Origin of the sequence: Sphingomonas insulae (assembly GCF_010450875.1) — a bacterium.
Lineage (GTDB): Bacteria > Pseudomonadota > Alphaproteobacteria > Sphingomonadales > Sphingomonadaceae > Sphingomonas > Sphingomonas insulae.
Genome location: NZ_CP048422.1, coordinates 1,507,856 through 1,530,947, shown reverse-complemented (window position 1 = coordinate 1,530,947; position 23,092 = coordinate 1,507,856). Strand labels below are relative to the sequence as shown.

The 23,092-nt window shown below is 67.0% G+C and carries 25 protein-coding genes; 11 read left to right on the top strand and 14 right to left on the bottom strand.

Going from position 1 to position 23,092, the window contains the following annotated elements:
* The gene (locus GTH33_RS08790) at positions 1 to 1,191 is read right to left on the bottom strand and encodes an efflux RND transporter periplasmic adaptor subunit (RefSeq protein WP_163958093.1); all 1,191 of its coding nucleotides are present in this window, start codon (positions 1,189 to 1,191) and stop codon (positions 1 to 3) included.
* A 97-nt stretch (positions 1,192 to 1,288) separates the two neighbouring features.
* Between GTH33_RS08790 and GTH33_RS08785 the strand changes: the two genes are divergently transcribed.
* The gene (locus GTH33_RS08785) at positions 1,289 to 1,936 is read left to right on the top strand and encodes a TetR/AcrR family transcriptional regulator (RefSeq protein WP_208404193.1); all 648 of its coding nucleotides are present in this window, start codon (positions 1,289 to 1,291) and stop codon (positions 1,934 to 1,936) included.
* A 94-nt stretch (positions 1,937 to 2,030) separates the two neighbouring features.
* Here the strand turns inward: GTH33_RS08785 and GTH33_RS08780 are convergent, their stop codons facing one another.
* The 5 genes from GTH33_RS08780 to GTH33_RS08760 form a co-directional block, all read right to left on the bottom strand.
* Complete coding sequence (locus GTH33_RS08780) at positions 2,031 to 2,252, bottom strand: hypothetical protein (protein ID WP_163958091.1); 222 nt, start codon at positions 2,250 to 2,252, stop codon at positions 2,031 to 2,033.
* A 223-nt stretch (positions 2,253 to 2,475) separates the two neighbouring features.
* Positions 2,476 to 3,087, bottom strand: a complete 612-nt coding sequence (locus GTH33_RS08775; protein ID WP_163958090.1) for a TetR/AcrR family transcriptional regulator — start codon at positions 3,085 to 3,087, stop codon at positions 2,476 to 2,478.
* Between the two features lie 60 nt (positions 3,088 to 3,147).
* Positions 3,148 to 4,803 (bottom strand): NAD(P)/FAD-dependent oxidoreductase, encoded by a 1,656-nt coding sequence (locus GTH33_RS08770; protein ID WP_163958089.1) that lies wholly within the window; start codon positions 4,801 to 4,803, stop codon positions 3,148 to 3,150.
* Positions 4,804 to 4,844: 41 nt separating this feature from the next.
* Entirely contained in the window at positions 4,845 to 5,144 is a 300-nt protein-coding gene (locus GTH33_RS08765; protein ID WP_163958088.1) for a putative quinol monooxygenase, read from the bottom strand.
* Between the two features lie 55 nt (positions 5,145 to 5,199).
* On the bottom strand, positions 5,200 to 5,661 hold the full coding sequence (locus GTH33_RS08760) for an NUDIX domain-containing protein (RefSeq protein ID WP_163958087.1): 462 nt from the start codon (positions 5,659 to 5,661) through the stop codon (positions 5,200 to 5,202).
* Between the two features lie 89 nt (positions 5,662 to 5,750).
* On the opposite strand from GTH33_RS08760, the gene dcd reads away from it, so the two are divergent.
* Positions 5,751 to 6,305, top strand: coding sequence for a dCTP deaminase (gene dcd / locus GTH33_RS08755; protein ID WP_163958086.1), 555 nt, complete (start codon positions 5,751 to 5,753; stop codon positions 6,303 to 6,305).
* A gap of 50 nt (positions 6,306 to 6,355) precedes the next feature.
* On the opposite strand, the gene GTH33_RS08750 is transcribed toward dcd, so the two are convergent.
* Positions 6,356 to 6,700, bottom strand: coding sequence for a tetratricopeptide repeat protein (locus tag GTH33_RS08750; protein WP_163958085.1), 345 nt, complete (start codon positions 6,698 to 6,700; stop codon positions 6,356 to 6,358).
* A gap of 179 nt (positions 6,701 to 6,879) precedes the next feature.
* Here GTH33_RS08750 and GTH33_RS08745 point away from each other — a divergent pair, with 179 nt between their 5' ends.
* Together GTH33_RS08745 and GTH33_RS08740 are read left to right on the top strand one after the other, a co-directional pair.
* Positions 6,880 to 7,869, top strand: coding sequence for an acyltransferase family protein (locus GTH33_RS08745; RefSeq protein ID WP_163958084.1), 990 nt, complete (start codon positions 6,880 to 6,882; stop codon positions 7,867 to 7,869).
* Complete coding sequence (locus tag GTH33_RS08740; RefSeq protein WP_163958083.1) at positions 7,866 to 9,098, top strand: alpha/beta hydrolase; 1,233 nt, start codon at positions 7,866 to 7,868, stop codon at positions 9,096 to 9,098. Before GTH33_RS08745 ends, GTH33_RS08740 begins: the two co-directional genes overlap by 4 nt.
* A gap of 696 nt (positions 9,099 to 9,794) precedes the next feature.
* On the opposite strand, the gene GTH33_RS08735 is transcribed toward GTH33_RS08740, so the two are convergent.
* From GTH33_RS08735 to GTH33_RS08720, 4 genes are all read right to left on the bottom strand, one after another.
* Positions 9,795 to 10,223 (bottom strand): ExbD/TolR family protein, encoded by a 429-nt coding sequence (locus GTH33_RS08735; protein ID WP_208404194.1) that lies wholly within the window; start codon positions 10,221 to 10,223, stop codon positions 9,795 to 9,797.
* 30 nt (positions 10,224 to 10,253) lie between these two features.
* Entirely contained in the window at positions 10,254 to 10,739 is a 486-nt protein-coding gene (locus GTH33_RS08730) for an ExbD/TolR family protein (RefSeq protein ID WP_163958082.1), read from the bottom strand.
* 94 nt (positions 10,740 to 10,833) lie between these two features.
* Entirely contained in the window at positions 10,834 to 11,628 is a 795-nt protein-coding gene (locus tag GTH33_RS08725; RefSeq protein ID WP_163958081.1) for a MotA/TolQ/ExbB proton channel family protein, read from the bottom strand.
* 91 nt (positions 11,629 to 11,719) lie between these two features.
* A complete protein-coding gene (locus GTH33_RS08720; RefSeq protein WP_163958080.1) occupies positions 11,720 to 12,391 on the bottom strand; it encodes an energy transducer TonB in 672 nt (223 codons plus the stop codon).
* 217 nt (positions 12,392 to 12,608) lie between these two features.
* On the opposite strand from GTH33_RS08720, the gene GTH33_RS08715 reads away from it, so the two are divergent.
* Positions 12,609 to 13,481, top strand: a complete 873-nt coding sequence (locus GTH33_RS08715) for a hypothetical protein (protein ID WP_243848434.1) — start codon at positions 12,609 to 12,611, stop codon at positions 13,479 to 13,481.
* Between the two features lie 22 nt (positions 13,482 to 13,503).
* On the opposite strand, the gene GTH33_RS08710 is transcribed toward GTH33_RS08715, so the two are convergent.
* On the bottom strand, positions 13,504 to 13,875 hold the full coding sequence (locus GTH33_RS08710) for a dihydroneopterin aldolase (protein ID WP_163958079.1): 372 nt from the start codon (positions 13,873 to 13,875) through the stop codon (positions 13,504 to 13,506).
* Positions 13,876 to 13,992: 117 nt separating this feature from the next.
* On the opposite strand from GTH33_RS08710, the gene GTH33_RS08705 reads away from it, so the two are divergent.
* Genes GTH33_RS08705 through GTH33_RS08690 form a run of 4 tightly spaced genes read left to right on the top strand, consistent with a single transcriptional unit; the run spans position 13,993 to position 16,942 of the window.
* Positions 13,993 to 14,505 (top strand): GNAT family N-acetyltransferase, encoded by a 513-nt coding sequence (locus GTH33_RS08705; protein ID WP_163958078.1) that lies wholly within the window; start codon positions 13,993 to 13,995, stop codon positions 14,503 to 14,505.
* Between the two features lie 48 nt (positions 14,506 to 14,553).
* Complete coding sequence (locus GTH33_RS08700; RefSeq protein ID WP_208404196.1) at positions 14,554 to 15,120, top strand: DUF1285 domain-containing protein; 567 nt, start codon at positions 14,554 to 14,556, stop codon at positions 15,118 to 15,120.
* Positions 15,117 to 15,713 (top strand): CoA pyrophosphatase, encoded by a 597-nt coding sequence (locus GTH33_RS08695; RefSeq protein ID WP_163958077.1) that lies wholly within the window; start codon positions 15,117 to 15,119, stop codon positions 15,711 to 15,713. Before GTH33_RS08700 ends, GTH33_RS08695 begins: the two co-directional genes overlap by 4 nt.
* Positions 15,704 to 16,942 (top strand): CCA tRNA nucleotidyltransferase, encoded by a 1,239-nt coding sequence (locus GTH33_RS08690; RefSeq protein ID WP_163958076.1) that lies wholly within the window; start codon positions 15,704 to 15,706, stop codon positions 16,940 to 16,942. The genes GTH33_RS08695 and GTH33_RS08690 overlap by 10 nt, the downstream gene beginning before the upstream one ends.
* On the opposite strand, the gene GTH33_RS08685 is transcribed toward GTH33_RS08690, so the two are convergent.
* Together GTH33_RS08685 and parC are read right to left on the bottom strand one after the other, a co-directional pair.
* Complete coding sequence (locus tag GTH33_RS08685; RefSeq protein WP_163958075.1) at positions 16,858 to 18,552, bottom strand: putative bifunctional diguanylate cyclase/phosphodiesterase; 1,695 nt, start codon at positions 18,550 to 18,552, stop codon at positions 16,858 to 16,860. The genes GTH33_RS08690 and GTH33_RS08685 overlap by 85 nt on opposite strands.
* An 83-nt stretch (positions 18,553 to 18,635) precedes the next feature.
* Positions 18,636 to 20,888, bottom strand: a complete 2,253-nt coding sequence (gene parC, locus GTH33_RS08680) for a DNA topoisomerase IV subunit A (RefSeq protein ID WP_163958074.1) — start codon at positions 20,886 to 20,888, stop codon at positions 18,636 to 18,638.
* 147 nt (positions 20,889 to 21,035) lie between these two features.
* On the opposite strand from parC, the gene GTH33_RS08675 reads away from it, so the two are divergent.
* On the top strand, positions 21,036 to 21,866 hold the full coding sequence (locus GTH33_RS08675; protein WP_163958073.1) for an alpha/beta hydrolase: 831 nt from the start codon (positions 21,036 to 21,038) through the stop codon (positions 21,864 to 21,866).
* Entirely contained in the window at positions 21,863 to 23,077 is a 1,215-nt protein-coding gene (gene kynU / locus GTH33_RS08670) for a kynureninase (RefSeq protein ID WP_163958072.1), read from the top strand. Before GTH33_RS08675 ends, kynU begins: the two co-directional genes overlap by 4 nt.
* Positions 23,078 to 23,092: the final 15 nt, after the last annotated feature.

The window sequence follows — 23,092 nt, the reverse complement described above, 5'->3', positions numbered from 1 at the left end:
TTACTTCGCCTGTGCTGCGGGTGCGCCCGCACCATTGCCCTGCTGGGCTGCTGCGGCGGGCGCATTCGGGTTCCAAGGTTTGCCCTGCACGGCCATGCCGGGACGCAGCATCATGCCGCCCTCGACGATCACCTTGTCGCCCGGCTTCAGCCCGTCGGTGACAAGCCAATTGTCGCCGATCGTCCGGCTGGTCTGCAGCATGCGCGGCTGGACCTTGTTGTCCGCACCGATCACCATCGCGGTCGCATTGCCCTTTTCATCGCGGGTGACGGCACGCTGCGGCACCAGCATCGCATTCTGGTCGACCCCCTGGGCCAGCGAAGCGCGAACGAACATGCCGGGCAGCAGCAGGCCATTGTGATTGGGGAACAGCGCGCGGATGACCTGCGACCCCGTCGTCGGATCGACGGTCACGTCGGCGAAACGCAGCGTGCCCTCCGGACCGTAATCGCTGCCATCCTCCAGCTTCAGCTTGACGCGCGCATTGCCGTCGCGGGTCAGCTTGCCGCTCATGATCTGCTGGCGCAGCTTGAGCAGGTCGGAACTCGACTGCTGGATATCGACATAGATCGGGTCGATCCGCTGGATCGTCGCCAGCGCGTCGGTCTGTGCTGCGGACACCAAGGCGCCGGTGGTGAACACCGATCGGCCGATCCGGCCGGTGATCGGCGCGCGAATGGTTGTGCGCGCCAGATCGATCTGGGCGGTGCGCAACGCGGCCTGCTGCGCCGCAACATCGGCCTGCGCCTGCTGCGCCGTCGTCTGCGCATTTTCGAGGTCCTGGCGCGAGATCGCGTTGATCTTCACCAACTCGCCGTAGCGCCGGGCAAGCGCGCCGCTGGATGCGATGCTGGCCCGCGCCCGCGTCAGCGCGGCACGCGCGCTGGCGACCTGCGCCTGATACGGCGATGGATCGATGCGATACAGCGGCTGACCCTTGCGGACCACGTCGCCCTCGACGAACAATCGCTCGAGCACTAGGCCGTTGACCTGCGGGCGCACCTCCGACGTTTCGAAGGCGGTGGTGCGACCGGGCAGCTCGCTGGTCAGCGTCACCGGCTGCTGGCGCACGACGACATAGCCGACGCTGGGCGGACCCTGCGGCGCCTGCTGCTGCTCCTTGCCGCCCCCGCACGCCGCCAGAGCCAGTGCCAACGCGAGCACCGCCACCCCGTGTCGCTTATTCGCCATGCAATTATGTCCGCTTAAAAATTGTGAGTGATCGATCACTCACGCCCTGCTACAACCGTTCCGGCTGGAGCGTCAAGGCTCCGGGCACGAGGATGGAATGATCGAAAGCGAAATTTGTTGCGGCGCACCAAAAAACAGGACGGCTGTTCGACGCGAGCGGGTGATTGACGCTGCACGCAAGTTGTTCATCGAAAACGGATTTCACGCTACCGGCATTGCTCAGATCGCCAAGGAATCCGGCGTCGCGGTCGGCCAATTGTACCGCGACTTCTCCGCCAAGGAGGACATCGTCGCTGCCATCGTCAACACCGATTGCCGTACGTTCATGGCGGCCGACTCGCTGCGACTCGCGATCGACGAAGGCAACGAGGTGCAGGTCCGCGACTGGATCCGCCAATTCGTCCAGCCCGAGGACGAGCCCGACGACGGACGCCTGTTTGCCGAGATCATCGCGGAATCCGGGCGCAACGAACGCATTGCGGCGATCTTCGACAGCACGCACCACGATGTCCGCACGCTGATGCTCGCCGCACTCGATATGCTCGCGCCCGGTGCGGCGCTGTCCGAGCGCCGCTCTGCGCTGGCCGACGTGATCCTGACCATGTCGCTGGGCCTGCTGCACCACCAGCTGGTACGCCCACGGGCGCCGTTGACCGCGCTGGTCCATGCCATGACCGCGATCGTCGACCGCGATATCGACGCGATCAGCCGCGAGGCACAGGCGCTGACGCTAGCCGACGCCTGACGTCAATCGACCGTCGGCGGCGGGCGAAACGCATCGGGATCGATGCCGTAGCGACGCAGCTTGTAAACAGCGTCTTGCGCAGCATGCCGAGCCGCTAGACCACCTTGCCGCCGCTGGCTCGCAGCGCATCGATGATGACGGCCGTCTCGAATTCGGCGACCCGTGCCGGCAGGTCCTGGATGTCGGACGCCGTCGCATCGCCATCCGACCCCGATACGCATTCCAGGGCATAGTCGCGCGACTCCCGCACGTTGGCCGGCCAGCCATGATCGAGCGCATGACGCCGCTGCCCTCCCCAATGATATGATCGGGTCAATCCAGCGCAATGCGCGCCTGCTCGACGAAGGCGACGACCAACAGCATCCGGTCCTGTTCACACGCGGTCGCGGCAAGCCGATGATACAGGTCGGCACGGAACCGGCCTGCCGGCGATCAGCGCGACGACAAGCAGCCATCCGATCCGGGGCGAGCTCCTCATCGCAACGGATGCTGGCAAGCTTCCTGGCGACAGGGTCGCGAAATCCGCCCTCCGTGGGCGATCAGCGGCTTGGCCAGACCGCCATGCTCGTCTCCACCAGCCGCTCCAGGTCGGCGCGGCTCGCGCCAGATCCAGCCTGCACCGCCATGCCCTGCAACAGCGCATACAGATAGCTGGTGAGCCCCAGCACATCGACGTGCGCGGGAAGGTCACCGTCGCGCTTGGCCTGTTCGAACCGCTCGACCAATGCGGCCTGCGACGATGCGCGGCGGGCGATCACGTCGGCCTTGATCGAATCGGCCTCGGCCCCGCAGGCCACCGCGCTGATGACGCCCAGGCAACCCTTCGGATCGCACTGGCTGGTCTGCATGGCCAGCGCGCCGCGCATGAAATATTCGGCAACGCCGCGCGCCGTCGGCTGCTCCAACGCCACCCGCGTGTAGTCCAGTTTTTCCGATTCGTAGAGGTCCAGCGCCTTGTGGAACAGCGCTTCCTTGTTCCCGAATGCGGCGTACAAGCTGGGTCGTGTGATCCCCATCGCCTCTGTCAGGTCGGCAAGCGAGGTACCTTCATAGCCCTTGCTCCAGAACACGCGCAGCGCCGCCGCCAGCGCCGCTTCGGTGCAGAATTCCCGCGGACGCCCTTTCGAGGGATGTGTAGCGATCATTTCCATATCGCTCAGTATAGAATTTTTGCCGGAATAAACAAGATCGTTGCTGACTGAAACCCATCGTCATGCCGCCAGCGCCTTGCGCCCCGCCCCCTGCGCGCCCGCCAGCAGGTCACGGGCAACCGCCTCCGCGATCTTGATGCCATCGACCGCCGCCGACAGGATGCCACCCGCATAACCCGCGCCCTCGCCGGCCGGATACAGGCCGGCGGTGTTGACGCTCTGAAAGTCATCGCCGCGAGTAATCCGGACCGGCGACGACGTCCGCGTCTCGACCCCGGTCATCACCGCGTCGGGATGGTCATAGCCGGGAATCTCGCGCCCGAACGCCACCAGCGCCTCACGCATCGCCGTCACCGCAAAGTCCGGCAGGCACTCGGCCAGGTCGGTCAATTGTACGCCGGGGCGATAGGAGGGGATGACGCTGCCCAGCCTGGTCGATGGCCGCCCCGCCAGGAAATCGCCGAGCCGCTGCGCCGGCGCCTTGTAATCACCGCCGCCCACCTCGAACGCCCGTGTTTCCCAATATCGTTGCAGCGCGATGCCGGCGAGCGGATCACCGGGGTAATCGCGGGCGGGATCGATGCCGACGACGATGCCCGAATTGGCATTGCGCTCGTTACGCGAATATTGACTCATGCCGTTGGTCGCGACCCGGCCCGGCTCGCTGGTCGCGGCGACCACCGTGCCGCCCGGACACATGCAGAAGCTGTAGACGGTGCGACCATTCTTGCAGTGATGCGACAGGCTGTAGGCGGCGGCGCCGAGATCGGGATGGCCGGCACAGGGCCCGAAGCGCGCATCGTCGATCCAGCTTTGCGGATGTTCGATCCGCACCCCGATCGAAAACGGTTTGGCTTCGAGATGGACGCCGCGCTCGTGCAGCATGTGGAACGTATCGCGGGCGCTGTGGCCGAGGGCCAGCACGACCGGCCCCGTGTCGATCCGCTCGCCGGTCTGCAAGGTAAGGCCTGTCAGCCGGCGACGGCCATCCGCCGCGATATCGACATGCACGTCGTCGACCCGCTGCTGGAAGCGATATTCGCCGCCGAGCGATTCGACCGTCGCCCGCATCGCCTCCACCATCGTCACCAGGCGGAACGTCCCGATATGGGGATGCGCCTCGGTCAGGATTTCCGGCGGCGCGCCCGCCTTGACGAATTCGGTCAGCACCTTGCGACCGAGATAGCGTGGGTCCTTGATCTGGCTCCACAGCTTGCCGTCGGAAAAGGTGCCTGCCCCGCCCTCGCCGAACTGGACGTTCGATTCCGGGTTCAACTCGCTGCGCCGCCACAGCCCCCAGGTATCCTTGGTCCGCTCGCGCACCAGCTTGCCGCGATCGAGGATGATCGGCCGGAACCCCATCTGCGCGAGGATCAGTCCCGCGAACAGCCCGCACGGTCCCGCCCCCACGACGATCGGCCGCGGTCCACTGTAATCGGCCGGCGCCCTGGCCACGAACCGGTATCCCGTGTCCGGCGTCGGATTGACGTGCCGATCGCGTTTGAACCGCGCCAGCACCGGCGCCTCGTTCTTGACGACCACATCGACCGAATAGACGAAGTGGATATCCATCTTGTCGCGCGCGTCATGCGCCCGCCGCGCGACCGTATACCGCACGAGGTCCCGCGGCGTGATCCGAAGCCGGTCGCGGATCGCCGCCGCCAGGGCCTCCTCGGGATGGTTGAGGGGCAGCTTCAACTCGGTGATACGCAGCATGACCGTGCCTTAGCCGCTACGATGGTCAGCCACCAGCCGGGTCAGGGCGCGACGTCCACCGCCTGTGTCGCGATGATCTGCGGCCGGGCAGCGGCAAGGTCGCGGGCGGCGAGGCCGAACGCCTTGAAATGATCGGACCCCATGTGCGCCTGGACCGCGGCGTCGTCGGCATAGAGTTCGTTGAACACGAAGCGCCGCTCGCCCTCGGTCTCGCGCCACAGGTCATAGTGCAATACGCCCGGCTCCGCCCGCGATGCCGCGACGCAAATCCGTGCCGCGGCGACGAAGGCATCCTCGTGGCCAGGCTTCACCGTCACGAACGCAATCACCTTCACCGTCATGCCGCTCTCCATCGATTTTGCGTCAGTCTGGCCGGGAACCGATCGCACGACAAGCCTACCAGCTGGAGTCGATCGGCCGCGGCCCGCGCCATTCCTCGATCCGCCGCCGCGTCGCGGCCGACGCCGCATCGGGCAAGATATCGACCGGCCAGAAGCGCGCTTCGGCCAGTTCCACGCCGTCCACATGCGGCTCGTCGCCGGTCGTGCCGCTGAACAGGTGCACGGTATCGCGTCGCCCTTCCGACCGCGCCTCGAAGGTCGCGATCGGCACGACGTCGCGCAACACGCAGCCGGTTTCCTCGCGCAACTCGCGCACCGCAGCATGATCGGGTGCTTCGCCGCGCGCGATCCCGCCGCCGGGCAGCATCCACAGGTCCGATCGGACGTAGCGATGCCGCACCAGCAACACGCGGCCGGCGGCATCGAACGCCATCACCTTGACGCCGCGCGTCCGCCAGCCGACCATCGCCATCAAACGCCGTCGCAGGTGGTAGGCAAGGTCGATCAGCCGCCGCATCGGCGATACGCTAACGGCCGGGCGCCCGCGACGCCAGCCTTGCCCTCCCCCGCCGAACCGGCGAAGAGGCGATCCGAAGGGGAGCCGCCATGTCCATCCTGTCCGATCGCTGGATTCGCGAAGCCGCGCTGAGCCAGAACATGATCGAACCGTTCGTCGAGAGCCAGCGCAACGCCGGCTGCATCAGCTATGGATTGTCTTCCTATGGCTATGACGCGCGCGTCGCCGATGAATTCAAGATCTTCACCAACGTCGACAATGCCCTTGTCGACCCAAAGGACTTTGCGTCGAACAGCTTCGTCGACCGCAAGACCGACGTCTGCATCATCCCGCCGAACAGTTTCGCCCTGGCGCGGACGGTCGAATATTTCCGGGTGCCGCGCGACGTGCTGGTCATCTGCCTCGGCAAATCGACCTATGCGCGCTGCGGAATCATCGTCAACGTGACGCCGCTGGAACCGGGTTGGGAGGGGCATGTCACCCTCGAATTTTCCAACACGACGCCATTGCCGGCCAAGATCTACGCCAACGAAGGCGCCTGCCAGTTCCTGTTCCTCCAGGGGAACGAACCGTGCGAAACCAGTTATGCCGACCGCGCGGGCAAATATATGGGACAACGCGGGGTCACGCTTCCCCGTCTCTGACATGCCAACGGCCCGCTCGTCGAGCGGGCCGCAGCAACCATATCACAATATCAGCGGGTCGCGAGCGTGGTCGTCAGACGCGACAAGCCCCGCGTCGCGACATCGTGCGACGATATGACCGCACCATCGGGCATGTCCATCGCCACCACGGGGCGCTGCAACACATCGCTGTAGAGCGCGCGCGCTTCGCCCGTGCGTCCGGTCCGCGCATAGGCAGCCGCCAGGTTCAGCATCAATTCGGGGCGATCGGGGAAAATACGCCGCTCCGCCTCGATCCGTTTCGCCGCCTGGACGTAATCGCCTGCGGCAATTGCCTGATAACCGGTCCGGTCCTGAGCCAGCGCTGGCGTCGTCAGGCATGCACCCGCCAGCATCGTCGCTACAATCAATCGCATCGCATCGTCTCCTTTCCCGGCCTTCACGGCAGGTTTCACTTTTGTGACATTGTTGTGTCACTTCGAAGACAGTCATGCAAGCGGAATGCACGATCGCGAGCGAGAGAGCGAAGGGGTGTCGTTAACCCGCTGATGAGGAACGTCGGGCTAACGCCTGGACGATCTGGGTAGGGCGGACGATGCAATCGACGACGGAGGCAAACGGCAGCCGCAGCACCGGCATCGACACGGTGCGGGGGCTGCTCGTCCTCGGCGTGATTCTCGGCCACTATTTCGAGATCACGCAGGGCGAAGGCTTTCCGGCGTGGATCGGTGCCGGCGTGCGGATGCCGTTGTTCATCGGACTGACCGGCTATCTGTTCAACCTGGAACGCGCGCGCGCCGCATCGCTGATGACGTTGCTGCGCCGCCAATATCCGCGCCTCATCCTGCCATGGGCCGTCGCTTGCGTGGTTCACACGACGGTGACGAACGAACTCCACGTCGGCACGCCCTTGTCGCTGCTGCTATGGCCGCCGTTCCACCTTTGGTTCGTGCCGGTGATGATGGCCTTCATCGTCATGGCGACCGCCAGCCGCCTTTCTCCTGCGACGATGCTGGCGATCGCGATCCCGGTCAGCATTGCGGCGATGTATCTGCTGGGCGTTGGTCACGTGCCCACGTCGCTGTACGGCTGGCTGCCCGATCGACGCTTCTTCATCTATCCCATCTATTTCTTCTACGGATTGTACGTGGCGGTGCGACGACCCGACGCGATCCGCCGCGCCGCCGCCATGGTCCTCGCCCCGCTCGGGTTCCTGTGGTGGTGTTCGCTGTACGACACGCCGGGCATCGCAGCTGAGGCTGCGGCGGAGATCATCGGCTGCCTGCCGATGATCTACCTGCTTCCCGTCGTCCGCACGATCCGCATCCCGTTGCCCGGCATCGCAACGATCGGACGCAACAGCCTGTTCTTCTATCTCTGGCACCCGATGGCCTTCGCATTGTGGCGGCTGTGCAGCGTAGAGGGTGCGGTGTTGCTCGCACTGACGATCGCGACGCTGGTGATACTGTTGCCGCTGCTCGCCCGGCACGTTAGCATCGCGCGCATCCTCGGCATCGCGCAACGCCTTCCGCCCGCCGTTCCGCTGCCACCGGCCTTCGATACACCGGTACGAAAGCCGGCATGATGTCCGTCGTCCGTCAGCTGCTGCGCACCGGCCTGCTCACCGTCACCTGGCTCGTCCTGCTGCCATGCCTCCTGCTTCTCTGCTCGGTGATTGTCCCGATTGTTCCCTGGCTGCGCATCCAGGCCGTCGAACTCGTCCCGAACCGGGCAACCTGGTTCCTGCTGCTCGGTGGCGCTGGCCTGGCCATCGGCTGGGTCGCCCATCGCCGGCATAGGTCATGGGTGACGCGCATGCTGATCGGAATTGCACTGGCCACCGTATCGTGCGCCGGCTTGATCGTCGGGCGCTTCGTCGCGCTCGCCCATGCGAACGGCGTCGCGATCGACTGGGTCGCAAGCCTGTCGAACCGACATTTTAGCGCGGATGCCGCGCCGGACGAAACTCATGTCTATGCTGCGCCCGATGGTGAGCCACTCTTGCTCGATATCTATCGGGCGGGACCGACGGCGCAAATTCCACGGGGGACGGCGCTCAGCCCGGTACTGGTTGTCGTCCATGGCGGCGGATTTACCGGGGGCGACCGCCGGATCAGCGCCGCGAACATGCGCCGCTATGCGCGTTCCGGCTGGGCCGTCATCAGCATCGACTACCGGCTGGCAAGACCCGGACGACCGACTTGGAACCTCGCCATCGCCGACGTGCATTGTGCGCTGGCCTGGACGGTGGCGCATGCGCCCGCGTTGCGGCTAGACCTGAACCGTGTCGCGATGAACGGCGCTTCGGCAGGTGGCAGCCTCGCGATCGCCGCTGCCTACACGGCCGACACAGCCCACGCCGACCGCCGTTGTGGCCCGCGCTTGCCCCGTATCGCCGCCGTCACGGCGCGGGTGCCCCTTATCGATCCGGCGGGATCGTGGAACAATCCCGGCGAGATGCAGGCGGTCCAGCGGGCGTATATGGCCGCGTATATCGGCGGGTCGCCGCGTCAGTTCCCGGAGCGCTATGCCGCACTCGACCTGCGGCGGCTGCTACGCCCGTCCAACCCGCCGACGCTCATCCTGGCAGGGATCGAAGACCCCCTGCTGCCGATCGCTGCGGTGCGCGATTTCACGCGTTTGGCCCAAGCCAAAAGCGCACCGGTCAGGCTGGTCGCCTTCCCTTACTCGGGTCACGATTTCAATACGACCTATCACAGTCTGACCAACCAGATCATCACCGGCATCGTACCGCGCTTTCTCACCCGGGCCACGCAGGAAGCCAGCAACTCCCGCAAGCCGTTGCCGCGCTGATCGTCGGAGGGCGCCGCATTTCGGGCGGTCGCAATGCGGCGGCCGGCCGGCGAACGGCATATGCGCCCATCACTGCCCGCTCGACGGGCTAAACCGACTGGCTCGGCGCTATCGGCGAGCATGCCATGGCGTGGTGGCTGACGCAGCCACCACCCCCGTCCGGGCGTGTCGACGATCGTTCACGCCCGCAGCGAAGATAGCATCGCCCCTCAACGGCCAGCTGGCGAAGGCATAGCCGGCGTCGGGCCCTTCGTCGGACCGAGCGAAGAAGATGGCTCGGGCGGAGAGGTGGAGAGGCAGAGGCGTAACTGGGTGCAGCGGACGCGGAGGACGCAGAGGCGATGCGTGAGCGTCGGCGATCGAGAGAACCCACCAAGCGCGAGGCCTGTGGCAGCGTTTTCGTGTCCGCCACGAGTTCGTGCGAACCGTTCGATTAGCTCGAATGCCGCCCTCCAGTGCTATGCTCGACCAGATGCTGAGCCGCGAATCTCCCAAAAGGCCAGAAAATGCCTCACGCGGATCGCCGCCCGAGAAGCGGCGATAACTCGACATGCCGCGAACGTCGGTCACGAGCAGTCGCCACGAGCGGCGAGCGGCGAGTGGCGCAACGCTCCGTTAACCTCGGAAACGGCGGACGTACGAAAAGAGCGGCTCCTCGCGGAACCGCCCCTGTCGTTCACATATCGATCGATCGACTTAAAAGTCGTTGCGATATTGCTCGTTGCCGATGAAGCCGAGCTTGGTCACTGCCGAACGCTTGATCACTGCCAGCGTCTGGTCGACCTTGTCATACTTTGCCGCCGGGTCGGGCTGGAAGTGCAGCTCCGGCTCGGGGTTGATCGCCGCCGCGGTGTCCAGATACTGGCGCAGCGTCACTTCGTCGACCGGCGCCCCGTTCCAGGACACCGTTCCTGCCGCGTCGATGATGATCTTGTTCTTCTGCGGGTCGACCGGCGGTGTCTGATTCCGCGGGTCGTTGACCGGCAGATCGACCTTCACCGCGTGGGTCGGGATGGGAAGCGTAATGATGAACATGATGAGGAGCACGAGCATGACGTCGATCAACGGCGTCGTGTTCATTTCCATCATCGGCTCACCGTCTTCCGAGCCACCACTCATTGCCATGTCAGATACTCCTGGGTCGGCCGGTACGGATTAGGACGCGCCGCCCGCGGGCGGCGGCTGCGAGATGAAGCCGACCTTGGCGAACCCGGCCTGCTGCATCGTGTACACCGTACCGCCAATGCACTTGTACGGCGTGTTGACGTCGCCGCGAATGTGGACTTCCGGCAGTTCGAGGTCGGGGTTGCCTGCGCCGCCCTGACGTTCGATCTCCAGCTTCAGCTTGTCGACCGCGCGGGTCAGCAGGTCCTTGCTGGTGATCGGGGACGTGCCCCAATATACCGCGCAATTGCCGTCCGGGCCGGTCGTGACCGAGAGCAATACGTTCTCGGGCTTGGTCGTCGTCGGATCGAAACGCACCTTGGGCAGAACGATGCCCTTGACCGTCTGAATTGCGACCGGAACGGCGATCAGGAAGATGATCAGAAGCACCAGCATCACGTCCACGAGGGGCGTGGTGTTGATGTCCGATAGTGGTTTTTCGGAGGAACCTCCTCCTCCGCCAGCGCTCATCGCCATGTGCGAGCTATCCTATCCATTCCTCTTGCCGGTGACTTGACGCCACCGACCGGTAGCGGGGCCGCCGCCATGGCGACCCCGCAGCCTTTGGTATTTACGGGCGGGTCTGCACGCCACCGGCCTGACCGGCAGTCGTTGTGGCCGCTGCCGGCTTCACCGGTGCCTTCGTCGGCGCAGCGCCGGCGAGGGTCGGCTTCACGGCGCCGTTCGAAGCGAGGAAGCCCAGCACGTCGTTCGAGAAGGCCGACAGGTCTTCCGCGATCGACTTGTTGCGGCGCTGCAGCCAGTTGTACGCGAGCACGGCCGGCACGGCGACGACGAGGCCGAGTGCGGTCATGATGAGCGCCTCACCGACCGGGCCTGCGACCTTGTCGATCGAGGGATCGCCCGACGCGCCGATCTTGATCAGCGCGCGGTAGATGCCGACCACGGTACCGAACAGGCCGATGAACGGCGCGGTCGCACCGACCGTCGCGAGGAACGCGAGACCGCCACCCAGCTTCGAGTTGATCGCCGCTTCCGAACGCGCGAGCGAACCGTGCAGCCAGTCATGCGCCTCGACCGGATCGGTCAGCTTGGCGTGCTGGTCCTGCGCCTGCAGGCCGTCGTCGACGAGCTGCTTGTAGGCCGAGTTCTTTTCGAGCTTGGCGGCGCCTTCGCGCAGGTTGCTCGACTGCCAGAAGCCCTGACGGACGCGCTTCGCCTGGTTCATGATCTTCTGCTGCTCGAACAGCTTCGAGAACAGGATGTAGAACGACACGATCGACATGAGCACGAGGATCGTGAACACCGACTGCGAGATCAGGCCGCCTTCCTTCAGCGCGGCCTGAAGGCCGAACTGGTTTTCGGCTGCCGCGGTGCCGCCGGCCGCGAGAATGGTGGTGAGCATGATGAATTGAGTCCTTATCAAACGGTGTAGAAGTTCGGGGAGGATCCGCCTGCCCGCCCGGCCAATTCCGGGCAGACAGGCGGAGACCGCATCATTCCTTCGGGATCTTCCAGACCACGCGACGCGACGACGACGTGGCGATCGGGTTGCCCGAGGCGTCCTGCGCCGGGGTGTAACGACCCCGCCGCGTGATCGCCGCGCATGCCGCACGGTCCAGAGCGGACGAACCGCTCGACGCCGTGACGCGGCAATTCTCGACCCTGCCCTGCGTGTTGATCGTCCACGCGATCGCGCTGGTGCCTTCCTCGTTACCGCGCAGCGAACTGGGCGGGTAATCGTCCTGCGAGATCCATTCCGCGGGATTGCCCTTCGCGCCTGCCGCCTTGCTGACGACGGGAGCGGCGGGTGCCGGAGGCGCAGGCGGAGCCGGCGGCGCGGCGATCGGCGTCAGATTGACGGCGGGCGGCGGCGTCGAAACCGTCTGAATCACCACGGGCGGGGGATTCGGATTCTGCACGATCGGCGGCGGCGATACCACCGGCGGCGGCGTCATCGGCGTGTCGGGCGGAGGGGGCGGCGGCTCGTCCGGCGGCGGGGGAGGCGGCTCCTCCACGTCGAACGTGTTAAGTTTTTCTTGGGCCTTCTTCACGTATTGGTACGCGAGCCCGGTGACGAAGGCATAGCCCAGCGCCGCATGGATGAGCACGACGATGACGATCGCGACCACCCTGCCACCGGACATCTTCTGGTCAGCATAGGCCATTCAGCAACGACACTCCCTAATCTCGTGGTCCTCGCAGCGCCCGGGGGAAGAACGCGCGTAGGCCCCTGCCCCGGCTGAAGCCGTGTGTGGCAGTGGGGATACACTATCGCCCCGTTCACCTGCACGCAAACGCTTTGTCGGACGCAACAAACGTACAATCGCTTGAAGACAGAATTATTTCTGTATCGTTCAGGCGCACTCGGCTAGCGAAAGCGGCATGACACCGGGTTCCCGTTTCACCCCGCCTGCCGGCCTCACGCTGGCCCTTGCAGTCGCGTTGCAGCTTGCCGCAGCTCCCCTTGCGGCGCAATCCTCTCCACCGCCCGCCAGCGGCGCCGTGGCCACCGGCTATGCGGACCTGGCCGATCTTGTGATTGCTGCGCCGATCATTGCGGATGCGACGATCCGGTCGGCAGTGAAGCTCAAAGGGGCGGATGCCGCGGGGGTTTCCCCCGGGATGACCCGCTTTTATGTCGAGGCGGACCTCGTCGCGCTGGTTCGCGGTGCCGGCGGACTGCCACCGCGAATCGGCTATCTGCTTGACGTAGCGCCCGATTCGGCCGGTCGACTGCCCAAACTCAAGAAGCTGCGCGTGCTGCTGTTTGGACGCCCGGTCGCGAGCATGCCGGGCCAGATCCAGCTGGTTGCTCCCGATGCGCAGATCGCCTGGACGTCTGCCGACGACCAGCGCATCCGCGCCATCGCGCAAGGGATCGTCGCCACCGACGCGCCGCCGGTCATCACCGGCATCGGCAACGCCTTCCACGTCCCCGGCGCGTTGCCCGGCGAGGGAGAAACGCAGGTGTTCCTGACTACCGCCAACGGGGCGCCGGTATCGCTGACCGTCCTCCGCCGCCCCGGCGAACAGCCGCGCTGGGCGGTGGCCCTGTCCGAGATCGTCGACGAAGCCGCCGCGCCGCCCGCCCGCGACACGTTGCTGTGGTACCGCCTCGCCTGCGCCTTGCCCGACACGCTGCCGGAGCGCAGCACCGCCTCGCTGGATCCGGCAAACGCCGCGATCGCGCGCGAGGATTACGCCTTCGTCGTGCAGCAACTGGGCGCATGCGGCCGGACCCGACAGCTGCGCTGACGCTCCTGCGGCCAAAGCGACGTCAGCGGCGATGGCGGACCAGCGTGATCCCGATCGCCTCGCCGGCTTCCGCGATCGCCAGCTTCACGATCTTCACCTTGACCCGCAGCACGCGTGGATCACCCAGGAACAGCGTTTCGCAGATGTGATCCGCCACCGCCTCGATCAGGGTGAAGTGCACGCCCTCCGGCAGAGCGGTGGTCGCCGCATGCTTGAGGTCGAGATAGTTCTTCGACGCGCCAAGCGGCGTGTCTGGCGCGAAATGATCGGGACAGCGCAGATCGACGGTCAGGTCGATCCGCAACGGCTGCGGCAGGTGCGTTTCCTCGGAATAGATACCGGTGAGCACCTGCACCTCGAGGTCGTGGACTTCCAATTGTAGACTGTCTTGCATGGCCGGCGCCCTAGCAAGCCGAGCGAGCGCGCGCGAATCGCATTCCGCTTGCGTTCGCCGCCCCCCGCCCCATGCGCGCGGGCCCACATCGGCCATCGGGCCGCAGAGGAACCTGCCGTGATCGCATTCGTGCCGCTCAGCACCGTCGATGGAGCCGCCGTGGAGGCGCTGCTCGACCGCGCGTTCGGGCCCGATCGGCATACCCGTACTGCTTACAAGGTGCGCGGGGCCACCAAGCCGATCGCCGCACTCAGCCTAGCGGCGCTGAGCGACGGCGCCCTGATCGGCACCATCCAATGCTGGCCCGTCCAACTGGACGGCGACGACGGCGCCGCATGGCCACTGGTGATGATCGGCCCGGTCGCCGTCGCGCCCGAACGCCAGCGCGATGGTATCGGCCGTGCGTTGATGACCCGTGCGCTGCACGCCGCCCATAGCGAGGGCTTGGACCAATCGCTGATGCTGATCGGCGATCCCGAATATTACGGCCGCTTCTTCGGCTTCGATGCAAGCCGCACCGCGGGTTGGCGTCTGCCCGGCCCGGTCGAACGGCACCGCCTGCTCGCCCGCGGCGGCGCCGTCCCCGCCGCTGCCGGCCTGCTCGGCCAAGCGGTCGCACCCAACGCCTGAACCGTCACGCGCCTTTACCCGCCCTGCCATAGCCCCTACCTCGCCCCCATGCCGATGGAGGACCTTCCCGATCTCGCCAGTCTCAGCCTGCCTGAGATCGCCACCCTTATCGAACAGCGGCGCCTGCCGCCGGTCAAGCAATGGAACCCGACCCATTGCGGTGACAGCGAGATGCGGATCGCCCGCGACGGCACGTGGTATCATCAGGGATCGCCGATCGGCCGTCCCGCGATGGTACGGCTGTTCTCGACGATCCTGCGCCGCGAGGCCGATGGCCGGCACGTCCTCGTCACGCCGGTCGAAAAGCTCGACATCGCAGTTGAGGACGCACCCTTCGTCGCGGTCGAGATGAAGGCTGAGGGCGAAGGCGCCGCAGCCCGGCTCGCCTTTCGCCTGAACACCGGCGACCTCGTAACCGCGGGGTCCGACCACCCGCTGCGCTTCGTCGCGGGCGAAGACGGTCCGCGCCCCTATCTGCACGTACGTGATGGGCTGGAAGCGCTGGTCGCTCGCGCCGTCTATTATGACCTGGCCGAGCGCGCCCTTGCCGGCGATGCCGATCGTCCGGGCCTGTGGAGCGACGGTGCATTTTTTCCGCTGGAACCTGCGGCATGACCCTGGTCGAGCGGCTTGGAGCCGCGCTCGAACGTGGTCGTGCCACGCAACCGGTGCTGCTGACCGGCGACCATCGCGATCTCGACGAGCGTGACAATGCCGACCTCACCCCGGCCGCGGTGCTGGTCGCGGTCACCGACCGCGCGCGGCCGGGCGTACTGCTGACCCAGCGGACCGATACGCTGCGCAACCATGCCGGGCAGGTCGCCTTTCCCGGTGGCCGCATCGATCCCGGCGAGAGCGCGATCGCCGCCGCCCTGCGCGAGGCGGACGAGGAGATCGCGCTCGCGCCCGCATCGGTCGTACTGGTCGGCGAGGTTGACCGCTATCGGACTGTTACCGGTTTCAGCGTGACGCCGGTGCTGGCCGTCGTCCCCCCCGACCTGCCACTCGTCCCCAGCGAGGCAGAGGTGGCGAGCGTGTTCGAGGTGCCGCTCGACTTCCTGCTCGATCCCGCCAATCAGGTCGAGGCGAGTGCGCAGTGGCAGGGCCGCACCCGTCATTATTACGAAATCCGCTGGGCCGACCGCCGCATCTGGGGTGCCACCGCCGCGATGATCGTCAACCTGTCACGACAACTCGCATGGCATTGAGCCCGGCGCCCGTCCTGCCGCTGGACCAGATCGCGGGGCGCGAGGGGTTCGCCGCGTTGATCGCCGCGTTGGGTGGGGCGGAACAGACGCGTCTGGTCGGCGGGGTGGTTCGAGATACGCTGCTCGGCCTCGACCCCGCCGACATCGATCTCGCGACGCAACTGCTGCCCGACATCGTGCTGGACCGGTTGCGCGACGCCGGCATCCGCGCGGTGCCGACCGGCCTTGCCCATGGCACAATCACCGCGATCCTGCCCGACGGCCCGATCGAGGTGACGACGTTGCGCCGCGACGTGACGACCGATGGACGCCATGCCGTCGTCGCCTTCACCGATGCGTGGGAAGAGGATGGCGCCCGCCGCGACTTCACGATGAACGCGCTCTACGCCGATCCGGAGACGGGCGCGGTGATCGACGCATTCGGCGGGCTTGCCGATCTGGCCGCAGGCCGGGTCCGCTTCATCGGCGATCCCTATCGGCGCATCGCCGAGGACCACCTGCGTATCCTCCGCTTCTTTCGCTTCCACGCACGTTTCGGCACGGCGGACCAGTCGAGGATCGATGCCGATGGGCTGGCCGCCTGCGCCGCCCGCGCCAACGACCTGATGGCGCTCTCGCGCGAGCGGATCGCCGCCGAACTGCTCAAGCTGCTTGTCGCCCGCCATGCCGTCCCGGTTATCGCATTGATGATCGATGCCGGCATCTTCCGCGCCGTCCTGCCGGAAATCACCGATGCGACCGTGCTTGCGACGCTGGCCATGCGGGAGGCCGCGGCCGGCGTCGCACCCGATGCGATCCGGCGACTGGCGGCATTGCTGCCGGCCGCCGCGGCCGAGCCGGTGGGCGCGCGGCTGAAGCTGTCGAATGCCGATCGCAAACGGCTGGTCGCCGCCACGCAGGGACCGGGGGACGCGGATGCGCGAGCGCTCGCCTATCGCGTCGGCACGGCCAGTGCGATCGACCGGCTGCTACTTGCCGGTTGTGCCATCGCCGACATCACGGACTGGACGCCGCCGGTGCTCCCGATCGGTGGTGGCGCGCTGGTGCAGCGGGGCCTGCGCAAGGGGCCGGAGGTGGCGCGCGTGTTGCGCGCGATCGAGGATCGTTGGATCGCCGGGGGATTCCCCGACGCCGCGCGAGTCGATCAGTTCGCCGACGACGCCGTCGCCGCCGCCCTGGCTGCGACGATCATCGACAGCGCATCCTCCGCCTCCAGCGGCCGCGCATAAAGATAGCCCTGGCCGTAGGTGCAGCCAAGCGCCGCCAGCGTTTGCGCCAGTTCGTTGCTCTCGACCCCTTCTGCCGTGGTCCGCATGCCCAATGCCTGCGCCAGACTCAGGATCGCACGCACGATCGCGATCTTGTCGCGGTCGGCGAGCATGCCCGACACGAAGCTGCGGTCGATCTTGAGGATGTCGATCGGCAACTTTTGCAGATAGGCGAGGTTGGAATAGCCGGTGCCGAAATCGTCCATCGCCAGGCTGGTGCCCAGTGCCTTCAGCGCGTGCATGATGCCGGCGATACGGTCGGGATCGCTGACGATCGCGCTTTCGGTCAATTCCAGGTTGAATCGGTCGCCCGCAAGATCGTGGCGGATCAGCGCCGCCTCGACCACCGGCGCGATGTCGTCGCGCTGCATCTGGATCGCGGACAGGTTGACCGCGACGCGCATGCCGCAATGGCCGCCGCACGCATCGTCCCACCAGCGCAGCGTCCGCGCCGCCTCGTCCATCGCCCATCGGCCCAGCGGGACGATCAGTCCCGATTCCTCCGCGACCGGAATGAAGTCGCTGGGCTGATGCTCGACCCCGCTCGAATCGCGCCAGCGTGCCAGCGCCTCGAACGACACGATCGCGCCGCTCGCCAAGTCGCAGATTGGCTGAAACGCCAGCCGCAACTGCCGCTCCTCGATAGCGCGGCGCAACGCCGTCTCCATCGCGAATTGTTGGCGGGCGAGGGTGAAGGCTTGGGTCTGGTAGTTTTCGACGTGGCGGCCGGTTTTCGCGCGCTTCACCGCAAATTGCGCGTTGCGGATCAATTCCTCGACGTCCTCGACCGCATCGTCGCCATGCGCGATGCCGATCGAGCATTCGACGCCGATCTCGTAATCGCTTAACCGGAACGGCGCCGACAGCGCGCGCTGGATCCGTTCGGCGAGGCGGCTCGCCTCGTCCGCATCGTCGTCCACCGCCATGAGGATGCCGAATTCGTCGCCGCCGATCCGCGCCAGCGCGTCGCGCGCGCGCAGCACGCCCTTGATCCGGCGCGCGACGGTGATGAGCAGTTCATCGCCCGCCAGTCCGCCGAGGCAGGCGTTCAGCCGACCGAATCGATCGATGTCGATGACCAGTACCGCGTGCCGGCCGCGATCGGCCTGCACCGCCTCGATCATGTCGCTGAAGCCCTCGCGATTCGGCAGGCCGGTCAGACTGTCGGTGGTCATCTCGCGGCGGAGCGAGCGTTCGGTATGGACCTGCGCGGTGAGGTCGATGAAGGCGATCTGGCACCGGTCGCGCAGCGTCGGCGACGGGCGCGCGAGCGTCACGCGGTAATAGCGCGAATCGATCACCTGTCCGATCGACCAGTCGAAATCGCTGCGCACGTCGGTCGATCGCAGAAAGGCATCGATCCGGCTGCCGAGCAGCGCCAGCATCGGCGACCGGTCGGCGATCACGCCCAGCCCGGCCAGGCGATAGGCCCGGTTTACCGCCAGAAAATCGAATCCGCTGCCATCGCGCACCACCTGCACCGTCGGGATCGGGATCAGTTCCAGATCCCGCGCGAACAGCTCCAGTTCGGCAAGCGGCAGCGAAACCAGGTCGGACGAGGCGGTGGCCATGCCGTCCTGCCTAGGGTCCGAACGTTAAGAGCCGCTGAAAGACGCAACCGAATAACGCGGGCACCGACGCGGTCGTCGCCGCCCTAGCTGCCGAACCGGTTGTCGCGCGGGAAGCCCGTCGGCGGCGTCCGCCCCGCTGCGCCGCGCGCGGTGCGCCACAACGACAGGTCGCTTTCCGTACGCGTCCGCCCCGATTCGCCACCCATCGTCCAGCTCATCCCCTCGGCAAAGACGAAGGTCGTCGCATCGGACAGGCTGCCTTCGCGGAACCGCTGGATCTGCACCCCCTGCCCCCGCGTCATCACCGGCAGTTCGGCGATGGGGAAGACGAGGAACTTGCGATTGTCGCCGATCGCCGCGACGTAATCTGCAGCCGGCACGACGGGACGCACGATCAGCAGCTTCGCGCCGATCCGCGGCGTCATCACCGTCTTGCCCTTGCGCGTTTCGGCGATGACGTCGGCCACCGGCACGCGGAAGCCCCGTCCGTCGGTGGCAGCGATCAGCAATTGTTCGACGCCACGCGCGTTGAGAAAGGCGGTGACGCCGATCGCGCCGTCGAGGTCGATCATCGCCCGCACCGGCTCGCCAAAGCCGCGCCCGCCGGGCAGCTTGTCCGCAGCCAGCGTATAGAACCGCCCGTTTTCCGCCGCCAGCAGCAGCTTGTCCGTCGTCTGCGCGTGAAAGGCGAAGGCGGGGCCGTCGCCCTCCTTGAACTTCATCGTTTCGGGAGAGGACAGGTCGACATGCCCCTTCATCGCGCGGATCCAGCCGCGCTGCGACAGGATGACGGTGATCGGCTCGCGCTCGATCATCGCCTCCAGCGGGATGTCGCGGGTCGGGGCGGCTTCCTCGACGGTCGTGCGCCGCGCGCCCAGCGCCGTCTCCGGTCCGTAGCGGTCGCGTATCTTCTTGAGGTCGCGCTTCATCCGCCGCTTCTGCCGGGCCGGATCGGCGAGCAGCGCCTCCAGCTCGCCGCGTTCCTTGTCGAGCTTGTCGCGCTCGCCGCGAATCTCGAATTCCTCGAGGCGGCGCAGGGATCGCAGCCGCATGTTGAGGATCGCCTCCGCCTGCCGGTCGGTCAGGCTGAATTCGGCGATCATCACCTGCTTGGGTTCGTCCTCGGTCCGGATGATCTCGATCACCCGGTCGAGGTTGAGGTAGGCGACCAGATAGCCTTCGAGCAGTTCGATCCGGTCGGCGATCTTGCCCAGCCGGTGGCGTGTCCGCCGGTCGAGCACGACGAACTGATGCTCCACCCACGCCTTCAGCGCGCCGCCGAGCGACATCACCCGTGGTGTGCGATCCTTGTCGAGCACGTTGAGATTCAGGCTGACCCGCGTTTCCAGATCGGAAAAACGGAACAGCCCGTCCATCAGCACCTGCGGATCGACCGTGCGGCTGCGCGGTTCGAGCACGATCCGCACCTCCGCGTCCGATTCGTCGCGCACGTCGGCGAGGATCGGGAACTTGCGGTCGTTGATGAGGCCGGCGATCTGCTCGATCAGCTTGCCCTTCTGCACGCCATACGGGATCTGGCTGACCACGACCTGCCAGCCGCCGCCCTTCTCGCGCTCGATCGCCCAGCGCGCCCGCACGCGAAAGCTGCCGCGGCCGGTCGCATAGCTTTCCGCGATCACCGCCGGGGGATCGACGACGAGGCCGCCAGTGGGGAAGTCCGGCCCCTTCACATAGTCCAGCACCGCGGTGTCGGGCGCATCGGGCTTGTCGACCAGCATGATCGCCGCATCGAGCAGTTCGGCGGCATTGTGCGGCGGAATGCTGGTCGCCATGCCGACGGCGATGCCCGCCGCGCCGTTCGCCAGCAGGTTGGGGAACAGGCCGGGGAACAGTTCCGGCTCCTGCTCCTCGCCGTTATAGGTCGGGCGATAGGCGACGGCATCCTCGTCCAGCCCATCCATCAGGTCGATCGCGACCTGCGTCAGCCGCGCCTCGGTATAGCGATAGGCGGCGGCGTTATCGCCGTCGATGTTGCCGAAATTGCCCTGCCCGTCGACCAGCGGATAGCGCAGCGCGAAATCCTGCGCGAGCCGGACCATCGCGTCGTACACCGACTGGTCGCCATGCGGGTGGTATTTGCCGATGACGTCGCCGACGACGCGCGCGCACTTCTTGTAGCCCTGGCTGGGATCCAGCTTCAGCAGCCGCATCGCCCACAGCAGCCGCCGATGCACCGGCTTCAGGCCATCGCGCACGTCCGGCAGCGACCGCGCGGTGATCGTCGACAGCGCATAGACCAGATAGCGGTCGGACAGAGCGGTATCGAACGGCGCATCGAGTATGCCGATCGGCGGTTCCTGAAAGTCGGTGGCCATATCGGGAACACACTAGGCGGCAGGGCCGGAAACGGCAACGCCCCCTCCGGCAGCGCCCCCGGCGGCCGCTTCCCGCGCCCGACGGAATGCGCGATGACGGCGGGACAGTGGATGCCCGCCGCCACATCGGCTAGCGCCGGCACACGCATGACCGACTATCTGACCTGGCCCGACCTCACCGCCCGTCCGCGCGAAACGCCGGACGCCACCATCGCCTATGGCCCCGACCCGCTCCAGCGCATCGACCTGTGGCGGCCGGCCGGCGCCGGACCGCACCCGGTCGTGCTGATGGTCCATGGCGGCTGCTGGCAGACGGGCATCGCCGATCGCCGCCTGATGGACTGGGCCGCCGCCGACCTGCGCAGGCAGGGCGTCGCGGTGTGGAACATCGACTATCGCGGCGTCGATCGCGACGGCGGCGGCTATCCCGGCACCTTCCGCGACGCCGCCGCCGCCGCCGATCGGCTGCGCATGGACGCTGCCGGCCACGACCTAGACCTCACCCGCATGATCGCGGTCGGCCATTCCGCCGGCGGTCACCTCGCGCTGTGGCTGGCGGCCCGGCACCGCCTGCCCGTGGCCAGCACGCTGCACGATCCCGATCCGTTGCCGATCCGCCACGTCGTCGTGCTCGGCGGCCTGCCCGATCTCGCCGCGGTCGCCGCCAGCCCGGACAATGGCTGCGGCACCGCGGTGATCGCGCAACTCGTCGGCGACCGGCCGCAGCCGTTTGCCGACACCTCGATCCCGCCGCTGCTGCCGCTCGGCGTGGCGCAGACGCTGGTCGCCGGCCGCGAGGATCGCATCGTCCCCTATCGCATGGCCATCGACCATCGGACGCAGGCCCGCGCCGCCGGCGACCTCGTCGACCTCCACACCGTCGCCGACACCGGCCATGTCGAACTGATCGCCCCCGGCTCCGCCGCCTGGACCCGGACATGCACCCTCATCCTCGCCGCACTCGGAGTAGCCGCATGACCCGCGAAGACGCCCGCGCCCTCGACGCCGCCGATCCGATCGCGCCGTTCCGCGACCGTTTCGCATTGCCCGACGGCGTCATCTACCTCGACGGCAATTCGCTCGGCGCGCTGCCCCGCAGCGTTCCCGTTGCCCTTGCCGACGCGGCGCAGCGGCAATGGGGCACCCGCCTGATCCGCAGCTGGAACGAGGGGTGGATCGACGTTCCCCAGCGGCTCGGCGCCAAAATCGCGCCGCTGATCGGTGCGGCCGCGGACGAGGTGATCGTCGGCGACACCACCTCCACCCATTTGTTCAAGGCGATCGTCGCCGCCCTTCGCCACCATTCCGGCCGCCGCACGGTGGTGAGCGAGGCCGGCAACTTCCCCACCGACCTCCACATCGCAGAAGGCGCGGTCGCCTGCGTCCCCGGTGCCCGGCTGAAGGTGGTGGAGCGCGCCGCGCTTGCCGACGCGCTCGACGACGATACGGCGCTGCTGCTACTCACCCATGTCCACTACAAGACGTCGGAACGCTTCGACCTCGCCGGCTGGACCGCCCGCGCGCATGCTGCCGGGGCGCTGATGCTCTGGGATTTCAGCCACAGCGTCGGTGCGGTCCGCCTCGACGTCACCGCCGCCGAGGCAGACATGGCGGTCGGCTGCACCTATAAATTCCTGAACGGCGGTCCCGGTGCCCCCGCCTTCCTCTATGTCGCGCGGCGGCACCAGGCGGCCCTTGCCAATCCGATCAGCGGCTGGATGGGGCATGCCGAACCCTTCGCCTTCCAGGACGGCTACCGCCCCGCCGACGGGATGAAGCGCTGGCTGGTCGGCACCCCCTCGATCCTCGCCATGGCCAGCCTCGAGGTCGCACTCGACCTCTGGACCGGCATCGACGAGGACGCGCTCGCCACCAAGAGCGCCGCGCTGTTCGCCATCCTTGCGCAGGCCGGCGCTGCCGCCGGCCTCTCCTGCGTCAGCCCCGCCGACCCCGCCGCCCGCGGCAGCCACATCAGCTTTCGCGCACCTTATGCCTATGCCCTGACCCAGGCGTTGATCGCCCGCGGCGTCATCGGCGATTTCCGCGATCCCGACATCCTGCGTCTTGGCCTCACCCCGCTCTACCTCAGCCACGAGGACGTGTGGCAGGCCGGCGAACACCTCCGCGCCATCGTCGCGACCGAGGAGTGGCGCGATCCCGCCTTCTCGACGCGCAACGCGGTGACGTGATCGCGGCGGCCGGCA